Origin of the sequence: Maribellus comscasis, from assembly GCF_009762775.1 — a bacterium.
Taxonomy (GTDB): domain Bacteria; phylum Bacteroidota; class Bacteroidia; order Bacteroidales; family Prolixibacteraceae; genus Draconibacterium; species Draconibacterium comscasis.
The window spans coordinates 2224424-2240510 of sequence record NZ_CP046401.1; the positions used below are offsets into that span (position 1 = coordinate 2224424).

Annotated in this window: 13 protein-coding genes; 3 read left to right on the plus strand and 10 right to left on the minus strand. The window is 37.4% G+C overall.

All coding sequences use genetic code 11. The features are described from left to right. The first annotated feature begins 141 nt into the window (after positions 1–141). Positions 142–387 (plus strand): hypothetical protein, encoded by a 246-nt coding sequence (locus GM418_RS08840; RefSeq protein ID WP_158865207.1) that lies wholly within the window; start codon positions 142–144, stop codon positions 385–387. A 64-nt stretch (positions 388–451) separates the two neighbouring features. Here GM418_RS08840 and GM418_RS08845 read toward each other — a convergent pair whose 3' ends face one another. From GM418_RS08845 to GM418_RS08880, 8 genes are all read right to left on the minus strand, one after another. Next, on the minus strand, positions 452–919 hold the full coding sequence (locus tag GM418_RS08845; RefSeq protein WP_158865209.1) for a hypothetical protein: 468 nt from the start codon (positions 917–919) through the stop codon (positions 452–454). Positions 920–1266: 347 nt separating this feature from the next. Beyond that, positions 1267–2088, minus strand: a complete 822-nt coding sequence (locus tag GM418_RS08850) for a UDP-2,3-diacylglucosamine diphosphatase (protein WP_158865211.1) — start codon at positions 2086–2088, stop codon at positions 1267–1269. A gap of 136 nt (positions 2089–2224) precedes the next feature. Beyond that, complete coding sequence (locus GM418_RS08855; RefSeq protein WP_158865213.1) at positions 2225–3331, minus strand: phytase; 1107 nt, start codon at positions 3329–3331, stop codon at positions 2225–2227. A 102-nt stretch (positions 3332–3433) separates the two neighbouring features. Then, on the minus strand, positions 3434–6307 hold the full coding sequence (locus GM418_RS08860; protein ID WP_158865215.1) for a TonB-dependent receptor: 2874 nt from the start codon (positions 6305–6307) through the stop codon (positions 3434–3436). A 91-nt stretch (positions 6308–6398) separates the two neighbouring features. Then, positions 6399–8033, minus strand: a complete 1635-nt coding sequence (locus GM418_RS08865; protein ID WP_158865217.1) for a T9SS type A sorting domain-containing protein — start codon at positions 8031–8033, stop codon at positions 6399–6401. Positions 8034–8420: 387 nt separating this feature from the next. After that, on the minus strand, positions 8421–8816 hold the full coding sequence (locus tag GM418_RS08870; protein ID WP_158865219.1) for a hypothetical protein: 396 nt from the start codon (positions 8814–8816) through the stop codon (positions 8421–8423). A gap of 222 nt (positions 8817–9038) precedes the next feature. Continuing rightward, the gene (locus GM418_RS08875; protein WP_158865221.1) at positions 9039–9410 is read right to left on the minus strand and encodes a hypothetical protein; all 372 of its coding nucleotides are present in this window, start codon (positions 9408–9410) and stop codon (positions 9039–9041) included. Positions 9411–9699: 289 nt separating this feature from the next. Beyond that, positions 9700–11970, minus strand: coding sequence for an inorganic phosphate transporter (locus GM418_RS08880; RefSeq protein ID WP_158865223.1), 2271 nt, complete (start codon positions 11968–11970; stop codon positions 9700–9702). A 153-nt stretch (positions 11971–12123) separates the two neighbouring features. Between GM418_RS08880 and GM418_RS08885 the strand changes: the two genes are divergently transcribed. Both GM418_RS08885 and GM418_RS08890 read left to right on the plus strand, forming a co-directional pair. Then, entirely contained in the window at positions 12124–13161 is a 1038-nt protein-coding gene (locus tag GM418_RS08885; protein WP_158865225.1) for a sensor histidine kinase, read from the plus strand. 97 nt (positions 13162–13258) lie between these two features. Then, a complete protein-coding gene (locus GM418_RS08890; RefSeq protein WP_158865227.1) occupies positions 13259–13960 on the plus strand; it encodes a response regulator transcription factor in 702 nt (233 codons plus the stop codon). A gap of 7 nt (positions 13961–13967) precedes the next feature. Here the strand turns inward: GM418_RS08890 and GM418_RS08895 are convergent, their stop codons facing one another. Both GM418_RS08895 and rpoN read right to left on the minus strand, forming a co-directional pair. Beyond that, positions 13968–14573 carry a phosphatase PAP2 family protein gene (locus GM418_RS08895; protein WP_158865229.1) on the minus strand — a complete coding sequence of 202 codons (606 nt, stop codon included), beginning with the start codon at positions 14571–14573 and terminating at the stop codon, positions 13968–13970. A gap of 1 nt (position 14574) precedes the next feature. Next, positions 14575–16029, minus strand: a complete 1455-nt coding sequence (gene rpoN, locus GM418_RS08900) for an RNA polymerase factor sigma-54 (RefSeq protein WP_158865231.1) — start codon at positions 16027–16029, stop codon at positions 14575–14577. Positions 16030–16087 lie beyond the last annotated feature (58 nt).

Sequence of the window (16087 nt, forward strand, 5' to 3'; positions counted from 1 at the left end):
ATAGCGGGGGAGCTAATGTAGAAGAAATGAGTATTACTAATAATGATATATTTTTCTAATGTGAAAAATCAGATAACAGAACTTATATTTTTGTGTTAATAATACCTTTACCCGTGTTCAAACCATCGGAAGGCTGCCATTTTGGAAAGATTTGCCGGCTTTTTTCAGGAAAAGCCCGGCAAAACAGGGAAAAGTTCTCCCTTTTATGGAGCTTATGGGCACTTTTTTGAAGAAAAGCCTAAAATTAAACTTGCATATTCTTCCTTTTTACATGAATATTCTCACGGGCTGGCAGATTTTTGCCGTATTTTGGCAGGTTTTCGGAAGTTTATGAATAAACGTTCCGGTACAAAACCAGGTTTTCATTCTGAAACCAAAAACAAATAAAGTGGATTGTAGTAATGTTGCAGTTAAAATCCAGGAGTTGCGGAAGGAAAAGCTTAGGGATTATCTATTCTGTAACGGTAGTACGTTTCCCTCTCGGGAACCTTGCGGCAAGTTCGGCAACAGCTTCTTCGGCGCCGGGTTGCCCCATACCTGCAGCATTTTTAAGCACCTTATATACCGACAGCGACGAAATATACGCTTCGCTTCCTGCAAGAAGCATACTGTCGTCGAGCGTATCGGTGAGTCGCTGCAACTGTGTATAATATAAACGAATAGCTTTTACCGCCTCAAAGTCTGACCGGGTTTCCGACACATCGATAAAAGCAGGTATATACGATGGATATTGTTCTGCATATTCCACGGCTTTTTCAACAAAAGCCACGGTTTTATCACCCATTTTGGGTAGTTCTTTACGCTCTTCGGGCGTCAGGGTCATCAACTTTGGTTCAAGAACGCTAACCAACACCTGGATAGCTTCCTTCACCTGTTCTTTTTCTTCATCGGTAAGAAAAAAAGAGAATCTGTTCTCCATAATTAAAAATTTAGGTTTTAAAATTGGGGGTACGCCGGTATTTGGGAATCTTTTCCCGCCACCCTAATCCGGCTGCCGGGTACCTCGCTAACATTTATCATCAGGGTTTCCGCAATCCTGAATTTTACCCTAAATTTCGGCAAACAGATTAAAACTGGCTGCCCAAGTGATTATGTTTCATAACATTAAAACAAACAGATACATGATACTCAATGTAAAATACGGGTCAAAAAATTAAAACACCTCCAGGTAGAGCCGGGAAACCATTTCAGCTGCCAGCTGATTCAAAAACTTCCGGGCATTGGCATACGAATTAAATCCACGATATATTTTCAGGTATTCCATCATCATGCGCCTAATTCTTTAACAAGCGACATATAAATCTGCTGTGGCTCCGGAAAATCCTGCTCGTCGGATTGAGATTCATCGTCAAAACCATTGTAGTGAAACAAATGCCACTTATCGTGATAAAATTCAGCAGCGGTAAAATTTTCTACCCAATCGCCACAATTTATATATTGCAGTCGTTTACCATTCACAACTATATGCTTTTCTGTCGGAACATGAGTATGACCACAGATTACCGTGTGATATCCTTTTAGTAAGGCAAGATGTGCTACCTGCTGCTCAAACCCCGACAGATGATCATTTTTTATCCATCGTTTCCTGATTCCGTTGTAAAACTGAATTTCCTGTTTCCCAAAAAACTTTAATATTCTATTGGTTTCATTATTTATGATCGAAACAAAACCATAAAACGCTGCCCCCAATTTGGCAAGCCACTTTGTTTTATGAATAATTTTATCAAAAATATCACCATGAAAAATCCAGGTCTTTGTATCTCCTGATTCAAAAATATATTGGTTTACAATTTTAAGGTTTCCTAACTGTGTAGGAATCATTTTACGCAAAAACTCATCGTGGTTTCCGGAAACATAAATAATCTGAACTCCTTTTTCCATCATTTTAATTAACTGACGGACAACTTTTAATTGTGGCTTTGGAAAATAATTCCGACTAAAACGCCAGGAATCGATAATGTCTCCATTCAGCACCAGCAACTTTGGCTGAATTGACTTAAGGTATTTTAGCACTTTTTTGGGCTTGCTACCGTGTGTAGCCAGATGTAAATCTGAAATAACCGAAACCTCCAGTTCTCTAGTTTTCAAAACACTACAACTAATTATTTTAATCAAATTTGCAGAATTGGTGTTAACTTACGATTACATAAGTGTTACGTTAAAAATAATTACATTACTGATACTTGTTCAATGACTGTCAAACATTTCCTGAGAAAGGGGAAAACTAAAAATCATGAATTACCTGTTCAACCATTTCCCAGGAAACAAGCTTAAAATTCTGGCTTTTCTTTTTTCGACCGTCGTAATTAAACCCGTCCTGAACGACCAGAATTCCTTTTGGAAAATGAGGGCCAAGGGGAGCCGATGTAATTTCAATTCCATCGGTTTCTTCTACTCCATCTATACTTCCGTCTGTAATCCGAAAGCTACCTAGATATTTATTGTTCGCCTGTCGTTCGAAAACAGCAAACGAATAATTGCCCTGCGATGAAGCAAGCAAATAACCATTTCCGTTTCCGCTATCGAAAATAGCAAGTCCTTCAATGTCGTATTTTATATTGGTATTTTTCTCCGAACTGTTTTCAACAAATGTTCCTTCTGAACCTCCTTCGGGTTCAGCATCATATTTCCAGATTCCGGCTTCTTCCTTTCCAATGTAAAGAATTCCGGTTTTATCATCTGCTATCATCCCCTCGGTTTGAGCACCTAATGAAAAAGAACGCACCAGCTTTGCGTCAACCCTTTTATGATCATCAAACAGTTCCCACTGTTCAACCTCTCCGGCTTTGCTGTTAACAAAAACATAAAATTTGCCTGTTTTTTTACTCTTATACATTGCCAGACCATACACTTCGTCCACCATCTTCGAATAAATAACCCTGGAATGCAAAGTATCCAGCATTCCATTGGCATGAATTCTAAATAACGAAACCGAATGGTGCGATCGGTTGCTGGCGGCTATGATGTCTACAGTATCGCCATTTATTTTAAAGCCATATCGTAAATCACAGTTATTCATATTACCTGTAAAATAATAATGCAATTCTTCACCATTCAAATTATAGGTTGCCATCCCCCCTTTTTTATCGGTGCCAATAATGATTGATTTTTCAGGGTATTTTGAATTAACCCAAATCGCCGGATCATCGGCGGAATCCTCATTCTTTTTTTGAGGAACCGGAAATGTTTCAACAGATGCCGATACAAGCGAAGTGATATGTTCGCCCGCTTTTCGTGAACCCTCGCTCGGACGGCCACATGAGAAGAGTACCATAATCAGGATAACGAGTTCAATAAGAGCAATAAAAAAAATAGCTTCTTTAATCTTCATTCTGAATTTCATTTATAAAATTATCAATAAACTCTTTTACATCTATTAAAACACCTCGCAAACCGGGCAGCAATTTTCGCGTACACTAATTATTCTACTATATTAAAAGTTCAGTTTTAGTCCGATTTTCCCCCACCAGGAATAGTATTCCTGTTTCATAAGTTTATCCGGAGTTCCCAGGTAAAACTTCTGTGGAACATTTGTAAAATTAATTACATCAACCGATAATTGTAAATTTTCCGTAATAGAAACATTTGTTGTAAAATCAAAATGCCAGGCCTTGTCGTAATATTCGTCCAAATCACTGTCGGCGCCCAACTCCTGCAAAAAAGCGTCATGATAATTTGCGGTTATTTTTGCATAAAAATCAGGCCTTTCGTAGAATAAGGCTATGTTAGCGGTATGCTTTGCCTGGCCGGGAAGTGTAATTTTTTCCTTCTCGCCGTTGACATCAAAAAAAGCACTCAGGTCATCTTCTCCAAAAATAACCAGTGCATCGCTGTAATTGGCAGGATACCGTGTGTGAATATAAGCTTCCGAAAACGTATAAGTATAATTTGCAAAAACACCAAAATCAGACAGAAAATTATCCAAAAAATACAATTTTGACTGCAATTGCAATTCAGCCCCGTAGACATGGGCATCCAGGCCATTCGCCGCGATTGTGATTTTATCAAGCGATGTGCCGGTACTGGCGTCGCTTTGATGAGCAAATCGGGTAAAATAAAATACAAAATCGTCAATCTGCTTATAAAAGAGGCCACCTGAAAACAGGCCCTGTTCCCCGAAGTAAGTTTCGCCCAACAAGTCAAAATTTGTTGCTCCGGGATATTTTAAATCCGGATTTCCAAAGGTAAACTCATCATTGTCTTTCTCCTCTCTATACGGCAATACATCCTTAAAATTTGGTCTGGAATAAGTTCGGGTTACCGCTGCCCTGAAATTGGTATTTTTGTTTATGCTGTATTTTACCTGAAACTGTGGCAGCCAGAATTCGTGCGTGCGTTGATCATTTAAAGTATCTAAACGTACAAATTTACTGCCGTCGGTTACCACGTTACGCCCTGCGTAATCGATATCTGTTTTTTCGAAACGTACTCCCCCCAGCAACATCAGTTTATCAAAATTATGTTTGAACATTCCATAAAATGCATAAATATTTTCGGAAGCCGTATAATCTGAACCAAAGGTTTCCTGTCGGGTATCGGTTTTATCGTAAACAAACAAGTGTGAATTATATTCATAAAAATCGCGCATTTTTTGAGGCGCCGGCATGGCTTCAATTACATATCCTTTACCTAGCAAATCAGACTCGCGAAAACCATCGCTTACTCCCAATAAAGTTAGTTCTGTTACCTCTCCCGGATACGGGTTAACCAGCGAATGGTAGGGATAGCCTGAATAAACTTTGGAATTGTCATCCCGCTTTTTATCTTTCAAACGCACCTTCGCTCCAAATTTGAAACTTCCTGACTGGTATGGAATTTCAAAATTAATTTTTGCGGTAATATTTATGTCTTTGATAAGATTATCTTCCAGTGTCATTCCATCAAACTCATACTCTTCGTAGTTGTACACCAATTCTTCATCTCCTTCAACCGGGTAGCTTATTCTCGGCCAGTTGGGGTCAGTTAAATCAAATTTCATACGCACCCCATGGCCGGGACTATCAAAAGTCGCCTCCAGGCGATCGGGCTCTTTTTCCTGAGAATAGGCATAAGCAGTTTCATAATCCAATTTAATTGAGCCTAGCTTGTGGGTTCCACCCAGATTTAAACTATAAATTTCCTGAATTTTGTTCCGGTCTCTGATGTCATGATCGATACTGCAATCGCGGTAAAGTGTCTCTGTTACCGCATCAGAAACATTGTAGTTTTTTCTTCTGCGCAACTCATCATCACTAAAACTGTTGTACATCCCTCTTAAATAAACAGATGAATTTTTGTTGAAAATATAATCCATCGTAGAGCTCATTCCAATTCTTGTTCTGGTAATATCGTAATGACGAAGTTCCATTTTTTTATATTGAACTTTGTAGTTATCAACACCCAGATCCTGACTTCCCCAAAATGGTCCTTTTATATAGTCGAATTCCATATTATCGGAGCCAAGGTTATTTTGAAAATAACTGCTGTTAATATGAAAGCCAAATTTCCCATATCTCGCTCCATATGAAAACTGAATTTGATAATTTTCTCTTTCTCTGAGGTTATTATATCCACCGGAAATTGCTACAGAAATATCCGGTTTTGTGTCGAGAGCTTTTTTTGTAATGATGTTCACATTTCCGCCAATTCCATCGGCATCCATATCTGGAGTCAGTACTTTGGTAATCTCAACAAATTCAATCTGGTCTGCTGCAATAACATCTAAACCAACATACCTCACATCTCCTTCAGGAGAGGGAATTTGTTCACCATTAATATTAAAATTAGTAAGTTCAGGCGGGGTTCCGCGCAACTGGACAAAACGGCCTTCTCCCTGATCGCGCTGAAGAGTAATACCAGGGATTCTTTGTATTACTTCTGCCGCGTTCATGTCCGGGAATTGAGCTATTTGCTCGGAGGAGACTATATTTTTGATATTTTCAGCTAATTTCTGTTCTAACATAGCTTTTACAATTCCTCTCGCTGTGCCTGTTACATTCACTTCACCCAACTGCTCACTCCCCGATTCAAGCATAACTTCGAGTATCTTTGGCTTATCGGAACTAAACTCACAAGAAATAGACTGAGTTTGGTAACCAAGATAAGATATTACAAGTGTCGCCTTGCTTTGAGCGATATTTTTAATCTCAAATTCTCCTTCTAAATTTGTAATAGTTCCTTTGGTAGTACTTTCTATCAGAATTCCGGCTCCCGGCAACGGTTCGTTGGTTTCCTTATCTTTTACCGTCCCCCTTACAGTATAATCCTGAGCCGAGCTGTTTAGCGAAAAAACAATACCCCAAAAAAACACAATAAAAAAACGATACATAGTGCCAATATTTGGAAATGCTGTATTTATACTTTCAAAAACACCCTGAGAAAAATTTCATCAGGGTATTTTTATTGTTATCTAAAAAAAACTAATCGACGATTATCTTTTTTGTAACTGATATCTCTTTGCCATTTGATGCCTGAATAAAGAAAATTCCTTTACTCAGGTCAGAAACATCAATTTTTTCAACTGTGGATTCAAGCTGTATCGATTTCACAAGTTTGCCGGTGAGATCATACATTTTTACCGTGTTAAATTTGTCATCGTCAAATTCCAGATTTATACTTCCACTCACAACGGGGTTGGGATAAACCTTAAAGTCAGATTCGAAACCAATTATTTGCTTTTGCGCAGTATTTGTTGCGACAGAGCTGTAATAAACTACTAATCTTGGTCTTCTTTCCGGATGATTTTGCCCGTCTCCTCCATCTTCCGGGTCGGCGATATTCTCAAAAGACTCTATTTCCCTGGCATTTTCTATTTCTTCTCCCGTTACACCTTGATTTTCACCTTCCCATATCAAAGCAAGGGAGTTGCCTGCTTCCCACCCGGGCAGATCAATTATTTCCTGAATAATAGTGCCAATATCAGGAGTACGGTGTTCTGTATATAGTCCCCATTCCTCTGCAATTACCCAACGTACAGAAGCAGTGGTTCTCGGGCGATCGGTTATCAGCGAATCCATTGTAAATGTTCCCGGATTTGGATTATTCTCACCTGTTATTGTGATATTGGCAACATCGTCGGCGGATTTTGCTTCGTGAGAATGGACATAAACAAACGCTGAATCAACAGTAAAACCGGCCGGAATATCTATGTCGCGAAACCTTAAACCAATGTGGACAATGTTTATTTCATCCGGAGCATATTCGTAACCGATATCCAGATCGTCATCTTCCAGGTCATCCATTTCATTATTTTCCTGTTCTGCGTCATCAGATGAAACATCAACCACAATATTTTCATCAATAATAGTATCCGTTTTTTGGATATATCTCTCGAACACCTGATTTTCAAGAGTATAATATATCACCAATTTGGGTCTTCTTTCCGGGTGATTTTGCCCGTCGCCTCCATCTTCAGGATCGGCTATATTTTCAAAAGACTCTATTTCCCGGGCATTTTCTATTTCTTCTCCGGTTACTCCCTGGTTTTCGCCTTCCAGAATTAATGCAAGTGAATTATAGGCTTGCCATTCGGGTAAGTCAATAATTTCCTGAATAATTGCGCTTATATCAGGAGTACGATGTTCCGTGTATAAGCCCCATTCCTCTGCAATTACCCAACTTACAGAAGCGTTGGTTCTTGAACGATCTGTTATTAACGAGTCCATTGAAAATGTTCCGGGGTTCGGATTATTGTCTCCGGTTATTGTGGTATTGGCAACATCTTCGGCAGATTTCGCTTCGTGAGAATGGACATAAACAAATGCCGAATCAATTGTTGCTCCCGCCGGAATACCAATATCACGAAATCTCAGCCCAATATGAACAATATTTATTTCATCCGGTGCGTATTCATATCCAACATCCAGGTCATCATCTTCCAAATCATCCATTTCATCGTTCTCTTGTTCTGCATCGTCAGATGAAACATCAACCACTATATTTTCATCAATAATAGTGTCGGTTTTCTGAATATATCTTTCAAACTTTAAACTTTGCGAAAAAGTGAAAGAAAAAGTGAAAGACATTAATAATAAAGAAAGTAGAAATCTTTTCATAGAATAAAAATTTGATTTGTTAATCAAACGAAAATATGCCAAAGCCGATGAACACTGGTTAAAAAAGAATTAATTAAAAATTAAAAAGATTTAATTATATCACTACGTTACAGACAAATAAGCTCGCATTCGGGAGCAGCAATATTTTCGCTGAAAAACTTATTGAGAACTCGAATTTGAAGCAAATGTTATCAAAGCTATCGTTCTTTCTTTTTATCAAATATCATTCTCCAATTGCCTTTTAATATCCAGATCAACTACCTCATAATATAACTAAGAAGTATGAAGCTGAAATAATCTTTGTAAAAAGAAGCTAAGCTTTAAGGAATAAAACCCGTTGGCTCAAGAAGCGCTGTCGCATTCAGGATCTGTTCCACTTAAAAACAATTAATCCGTTTCCTCTTGATTATCTGGTGTCACTGATTCAATCATTGCAGAAGCTGTTTCAATTAATACTTTTTGCGCTTCATTATAAGAACTTAGGTTTCTAAGAATCTTTATGATCTTTATATGCGGATTAGGTTTGTCTACCATTTCATAAAAAGCCAGACGTTTTTGTCCTTCAGAATTAATAAAAAACAACCGCTGGCCTGCAAAGTCGTATGTAAACTCTTCGTGTTTTGCAAACACAAACTCAAGTCCTGAACGTTGAAAGCTTATCTCATAAAAACGAGAATAAATTAAATAAATGTGCCCGTCAGGAAGTCCGTAAAAATTTACCGGCAAAATGGTTGCCAGGTAAGATGTGCATGTTTTGTGGATTAACCTGACGCTCTGTTCCATTTGTCCAGATTTTTCATTGTCTCAAATATACCTTTCGCTTACTACGATTTTATTTAACATCAATTAAATTATAATTACACCTTAATATTGGGGTTGGAAGTTCGTCATTTACTGATTCAGGTATTGAGCAACTCACAAATGCTATTCATTAATTAGCGCTGAAAAGCTGCCGGATATAAACGCCGCATTTGCTGCAAACGCCACTTACCTCTGTTTGTTAACTTACAACAAAATATTAACCATTTCGTCTGCTTTTTTCCCAAGGAATCTCTGAGCTTCAACAAACGACTTAATATTTCGATAGGATTTGACAATTCTTAACTGAGGTTCTTTGGATTCGACCTCTTTTCTGAATGAAGACAGATTTTTGTCCATACTTTTTAACGCAACTACTTTTTCTGTTTCAAAATCATAGTAGTAGTTTTCGAGCACTGCAAAAACAAACTCCAGTCCCGACTTATTAAAATTTATTTCATAAAACCGGGCATAAATCAGATAAATATTACCATCAGGTAGTCCGTAAAAATATACAGGCAAGGATGTTTGCAAATGGGTATTGTTCGATTTATACAATAATCTGCAGTTTGATTTCATTTTGTGTATGTTTCTATCGGAAAGATACAATTGAAATCAATCGAAAGAAAATACAAGCGATTAAGTTTCTATTAATAGTTGATTAATAATCAGTCTCATACAGCTACCAGAAGGCTGTTTTATCCGGGAAAAGTTCACTTGAATCTCACCAATCACCATGATTATTTCGTGCCGCTACACCCAATAAAGACAGGTTAATTTGTATCCTTTCTTTCCTCTGCTGCAAAACTACTGACCTAAAACAACAAAGCCATTCAAAATTGAATGGCTTTGTTGTTTGTATTCCTTTTTACTTTGTTTGCTTTTTAGTTAATGTTATAAAATCCCGATATGCTTTTATCAAATTAATATAATGTAAAAGCATATTTTTGGTTTCTGTTAACGTATTAAAATACAATATTGAGTTTCTTGAATTAACAAGTTTACCTTTAATTCTCTTTATTTGCGCTTTCTCTAAATCCACCAATAGTTCAACTATCTTATCTCTTTCTACAATAAGAGAATCAATTTCTTCAAACTTGTTTTCTTTTACAATATGGAGCATAAAATTCATAAACTCATCGATATGAACAACGAGGTCTCGCATTTCTTTGGATTGCTCTTTTGTAAACGGTTTATGGTTATTATCGATATGCTCATATAATGGTTCTACAGTAAAATTCAACGAATGGGCTACTTCACGTTGATAATCTACCACCTGAACATAAAAATGCCCGGAATCGACATTATCTTCAATCTTCGACAAAGTATTTAAAACTTTACTTTTTTGTTTCTTTGATTTTCGATTCAATTCATCTTTTAACTCCAGACCATCCTTCAAATGCCCTCTATCCTCTTTCAGGAAACTATCTACACTAACTGAGTAAGCTTTACTTGCTGAAAGAATAGAATTTACCACCTGTTTATTACATTTTGCAATTACTTTATCAACCTCATCTTTTTCGCTGAATACTTCTTCCTCATCTGTCGATTTTTCTACCGAACGTTTTTTAAACATGATGTGTGTCCGAACAACCATAAAAATAGCAATTGCAATGAAAACAAATATCATGACTTTTCCACCCAGCGAGATTAACAATGCTATCAAACACGAAACAGTGAATGCGATAATAGCGGTTAGAAACCATCCTCCAATTACGGCAAAAACACCTGATATCCTGTAAACTGCACTTTCTCTGTCCCATGCCCTGTCGGAAAGAGATGTACCCATAGCAACCATAAATGTTACATAAGTGGTTGACAAAGGTAATTTTAATGAAGTACCAATCGCAATCAGAATACTGGCAACAACCAAATTAACCGACGCCCTTATTTTATCAAACGCAGGTGTTTCCGGATCATCAGCTGCACCAAGGGAGATTGGAGTAAAACGTTCTTTTAACGTATTTCTGACTGTCCCCGGCAGTACTTTTTGAATGGAATTGTTAAAATTTAAAGAACTGCGTACCATCAAACGTGCAATCAAAGAGGATCCAAAGCGTTCCATTCCTTCAGACTGTCTTCCCAAATTAATTTCCGTTTCGGTTACAGCCCTTGCTTTTTTGGAAGTAATCAGGGTTACTACCATAACCAATCCCGAAATCAACAACATAAATACAGGGGTACTGCTTTTATCCCTGAGCATTTCCATTGTAAATGTTTCGGGGGACAAACCTCCTGAGGCAACCCATGCCTGGAATGATTTAAACCCTGCAACCGGCACTCCGATAAAGTTTACCAGATCGTTGCCGGCAAAAGCCATAGCCAAAGCAAAAGTTCCGATAAGTACAATCAGTTTTAAAATATCCAGTTTGAATAATAAACGTAAGACTTGCAGCACAACAGTCCAGCCAAGAAAACTATATAACAGAATAGTTAAAGTATGGTGCTTTACCCAATCGCTCATTATTTCACCGTTACTCATTTGGTATTCAGAATAGGCTGATCCCCTAATTCCTTTAATCAAAATAAAATAAGTAATTGCAGTAATAGCTAATCCGCCAAAAGCAGAACCTAAATATTTTAACGGTTTTGAATAGCGAAAAGAAAAGATCAGTCGCGTAAGATATTGTACTACTGCTCCAACTGTAAACGCTATCAACACCGATAAGAGGATGCCTGTTATAATGGCAAGTGCCTTATCGGAATTTATGTAATTTGATAAATCCAGCATGGTTCCACCCATTGCTTTAATCTTTACAACTGATACCGCTACCGCTGAACCAAGAAGTTCAAAAACGATAGAAACAGTTGTAGACGTAGGCATTCCGAAAGTGTTGAACATGTCCAGCAGAATAACATCCGTTATCATAACTGCCAGAAAAATGACCATTATTTCGGAAAAGAAAAACATGTCAGGATGAAAAATCCCTTTACGGGCAACTTCCATCATTCCGTTTGAGAAAGTGGCCCCCACAAGAACCCCCAAGCTGGCTAAAAGAAATATTACCCATTTTGGCGCGGCTTTTGAGCCAAGAGCAGAATTCAAAAAATTTACAGCATCGTTACTTACACCAACAATTAAATCGGAAATTGCTAATGCAAAGAGGATAACAACAAGAATTAGGTAAAAATTTTCCATTATTTAGTTTTTATTATCGGCGGGCAAATATAGAAGCTAAGTAATAATTTAAACACCATCAAAATATTAAATTAACATTAACTAACCATGAAATTACTATTAATCAACGTGTAACAATATTTTTCTAATTTTGTATCCCTAAAAATATCAAAAATGAATAAATTCTCTTCAAGACAAGTAGCTCTGGTCATTTCCTTAATTTTAACAATATTTGTTTTTATTATCGGAATTTTCACGTCTAAAACTAACTCATTTTTTTTATTTCTGGCAATCGCGTCTTCCATTTTTTTTCTCATCACTTATTTTTTGATTCAGTTTATTTTAAATAAGTTCATTTCAGATAAAATAAAACCTATCTACAAAATTATCAATTACTTTCCCGAGAAAGGGAAAGCAGCCAAAAGGAAAAAACTTGGATTTGTTGAAATCGCGGAGGTTGAACACGATGTTGAGGAATGGGCACAAAATCAGGTGCAGGAAATCGAAAGACTTCGTGATTTGGAACGCTACCGCAAAGAATTTGTAGGAAATGTTTCGCACGAACTAAAAACCCCTATATTCAATATTCAGGGGTATATATTAACGCTTCTTGAAGGAGGTCTTGAAGATCCAAAAATTAATAAACTGTATTTAACCCGGTCGGAAAAGAGTATTGACCGAATGGTTTCTATTGTCGAAGATTTAGAATCGATTACCAAACTTGAAACGGGCGAGCTAAAACCCCAGTATTCTGTTTTCGACATCGTGAAAACAACCGAAGAAGTATTTGAAATGGAACACATGCTTGCCAAAGAGCGAAAAATGGCTCTCGAATTTGCTAAAAAGCAGGATAAGCCAATCATGGTTTCGGCTGACAAAAAGAGAATCATTGAGGTACTGTCGAACCTCGTTACCAATGCAATAAAATACGGAAAAAGAAAAGGAAATGTAAAAGTTGGCTTTTATGACTTTGATGAAAAAATTGTTGTTGAAGTCTCGGACGATGGTATTGGAATAGACAAGAAGGACCTTCCTCGTATATTTGAACGATTTTACCGGGTCGACAAATCAAGATCCCGTGAACAGGGTGGTACAGGTTTGGGGTTGTCAATTGTGAAACACATCATTGAAGCCCATAACCAAACGATTAATGTTCAGAGTGTACTGGACGAAGGGACCACTTTTACTTTTACACTTGAAAAAGCCAAATAATAACCTAACTTTGCCGTAATTCTATTTTGTTGTATTTTTAACAACGCTTTAACAATAAGCAACTACTTTTGCAAATTTAAATAAAACTATCTCTGTTATGAGTGACAATACATTCAAAATCCTTCTCGTTGACGACGAAGTTGATATTCTGGAATTTATAAGTTACAATCTTGAAAAAGAAGGTTATAAAGTTTACACAGCTAAAAATGGCGTGGAAGCGATAAAAGTTGCAGAGAAAACAACTCCTCATTTAATTATTCTCGATGTTATGATGCCTGAAATGGATGGTATTGCAGCATGCGAAGAAATCAGAAAAATACCCGCATTAAAAAATACTGTAATTGCATTTTTAACAGCCCGCGGTGAAGACTATTCGCAAATTGCCGGATTTGAAGCAGGAGCTGACGATTATATCACTAAACCTGTACGCCCAAAAGTATTGGTAAGCAGGGTAAAAGCATTATTAAAAAGAACCGGAGAAACAAAAGAACAACCAGCTACAGTGCAGGATTCAAATACAATTACAATTGGAAATTTGTTAATTGATAAAGAAAGATATCTTATTCGTATGGATGATGAAGAGATGATTCTCCCCAGAAAAGAATTTGAATTGCTTTCTTTGCTTGTTTCAAAACCCGGAAAAGTATTTACCCGGGAAGAAATCTATTATTCGGTTTGGGGCGATAATGTTGTTGTAGGCGATCGTACCATAGATGTCCATATCCGTAAGTTGCGCGAGAAAATTGGCAACGACCATATTAAAACTTTAAAAGGGATAGGATACAAATTTGTGGAATAAGCTTGCTTTACACAAAGTAAATCGAGAGATACAAAACAGTAAATCCCACAGCATAACCGGCTATAACCTGCCACAAATCGTGTTTTTTTAATAACATTCTTGCAGTGCCTACTGCTCCGGCAACAAGTAACACAGCTATAACGGGCCAAACAGGGTTAACTCCTGAACGAAACGAAAGTGCAAACAAGGCTCCGCTTGTTCCGCCTATTGCTGCCATATGACTGCTTATTTTCCATTTAAATGAAATAACCAGCAATAAAATTATCACCAAAACGGATGCAATTAAAAACACCTTAAAAACAGGAAACGCTTTCATCCGGTTCATTATAAGGTATCCCAAATAATAGAATACCGAAGAAAATAAAAACAATACGATTCTGTCTCTCACATTATCCATCGACAAATCAAACTTTGGGTTCAACGCCATAATTGCCACTGTCAACAGCGGTAAAACACCAGTCGTAAAAATCAGAACAAGCAGGATAAACCTTTTTGCTTCCCAGGAAATCATGGAAAAATAGAAGCCTGAATTTAACAAAAGCAGAAAGCCCATCGTTGGAACCAAAACAGGATGAAAAACTACAGATAAAATTTTTGCTATTTTTTCGGTCATTCTAAAGTTCTTTTCGGAGTCGTGCGACAGGAATATCCAGTTGCTCCCGGTATTTGGCAACTGTCCGTCTGGCAATATTGTATGATTTCTCTTTTAAAATCTGGGCCAGCTTTTCGTCTGTGAGTGGCTTACGTTTATCCTCATTCTCGATACAGTCCTGTAATATCTTTTTAATTTCCCGGGTCGATACTTCTTCTCCGTCATCCTTCTGAAGTCCTTCTGAAAAAAAGTATTTCAAAGGGAAAATACCAAAATTGGTCTGAATGTACTTGCTGTTTGAAACCCTTGAAATAGTTGAGATATCTAAGCCCGTCCGTTCAGCGATATCTTTCAGAATCATCGGTTTTAATTTGGTCTCCTCCCCTTCCTGAAAATATTCCTTCTGTAAGTTTATAATCTCGGACATGGTTAAAAGCAAAGTGTGGTGCCGCTGTCTAATGGCATCGATAAACCATTTGGCTGAATCAACTTTCTGCTTTACAAACATCAAAGCATCTTTCTGGCTTTTGTTGTTTTTGCCTTTTTCACTCAACGAACGCAACATCCCCAAATAGGTATCATTAATTTTTAACTCAGGCACATTCCTCTGGTTTAACGAAAGACTCAACTCTCCATCGGTATTTTCAAGAATAAAATCGGGGATAATGTGCTGATTTGTCCTGTTTAGCGGATTGCTGTATGAACTTCCCGGCTTTGGGTTCAGTTTTAAAACCTGGTCTATTCCTTGTTTCAATTCCTCGTCACTTAGCTCAAGCTTTTTCTGGATTTTATCGTAATGCTTTTTTGTAAATTCAGTAAAAAAATCTTTAACAATGGTTTTTGCCAAATCCAGCTCTTTTCCTTTTTTCCGGTTTAACTGAATCAACAAACATTCCTTTAAATCACGCGCTCCCACACCAGCGGGATCCAACTCATGGATTACCTTCAAAATCTTCAGCAACTCCTCCTCCGACACTTCCATATTCATGTTAAAAGCCAGATCGTCGCTAATAGCAAGCAAATCACGTCTTAAGTAACCGTCATCGTCAATATTCCCAATAATGTATTCTGCCAATTGCTGTTGCTCTTCAGAAAGATTAACGAGTCGCAACTGGTCGTATAAATTTTCATGAAAGGTAGTCCCCACCGAAAAAGGGATGTCTACATACTTTTCATCTTTTGAATAATTATTGGCGGAAAGTTTATATGAAGGAATTTCATCTTCGTCATTCAAATAATCGTCAAATGAAAACTCTTCATCGTCCGTATCTTTTTCCGACTTCAACTCCTGCGCTTCACCATCGTCTTCAAATTCAGGATTATCCGACTCGAGCTCCAATACCGGATTTTCTTCCAGTTCTTTTTTTATACGTTGCTCGAGTTGCATAGTAGGGATTTCCAAAAGCTTAATCACCTGAATTTGCTGGGGAGAAAGCTTCTGGAGCAGCTTTTGTTGTAATGACAGTCTTTGCTCCATATCCCAAATATTAACCCTGTAAATTTAGCATTTTTTTTTATGCTGCGATTTATAAATC

Bases quoted from the DNA above. Each gene is read 5' to 3' on its own strand.
- GM418_RS08885 (WP_158865225.1), top strand. From the start codon at position 12,124: ATGAATAAATTCTCTTCAAGACAAGTAGCTCTGGTCATTTCCTTAATT.
- GM418_RS08890 (WP_158865227.1), top strand. From the start codon at position 13,259: ATGAGTGACAATACATTCAAAATCCTTCTCGTTGACGACGAAGTTGAT.
- GM418_RS08880 (WP_158865223.1), bottom strand. From the start codon at position 11,970: ATGGAAAATTTTTACCTAATTCTTGTTGTTATCCTCTTTGCATTAGCA.
- GM418_RS08875 (WP_158865221.1), bottom strand. From the start codon at position 9,410: ATGAAATCAAACTGCAGATTATTGTATAAATCGAACAATACCCATTTG.
- GM418_RS08870 (WP_158865219.1), bottom strand. From the start codon at position 8,816: ATGGAACAGAGCGTCAGGTTAATCCACAAAACATGCACATCTTACCTG.
- GM418_RS08855 (WP_158865213.1), bottom strand. From the start codon at position 3,331: ATGAAGATTAAAGAAGCTATTTTTTTTATTGCTCTTATTGAACTCGTT.
- GM418_RS08895 (WP_158865229.1), bottom strand. From the start codon at position 14,573: ATGACCGAAAAAATAGCAAAAATTTTATCTGTAGTTTTTCATCCTGTT.
- GM418_RS08845 (WP_158865209.1), bottom strand. From the start codon at position 919: ATGGAGAACAGATTCTCTTTTTTTCTTACCGATGAAGAAAAAGAACAG.
- GM418_RS08865 (WP_158865217.1), bottom strand. From the start codon at position 8,033: ATGAAAAGATTTCTACTTTCTTTATTATTAATGTCTTTCACTTTTTCT.
- rpoN (WP_158865231.1), bottom strand. From the start codon at position 16,029: ATGGAGCAAAGACTGTCATTACAACAAAAGCTGCTCCAGAAGCTTTCT.
- GM418_RS08860 (WP_158865215.1), bottom strand. From the start codon at position 6,307: ATGTATCGTTTTTTTATTGTGTTTTTTTGGGGTATTGTTTTTTCGCTA.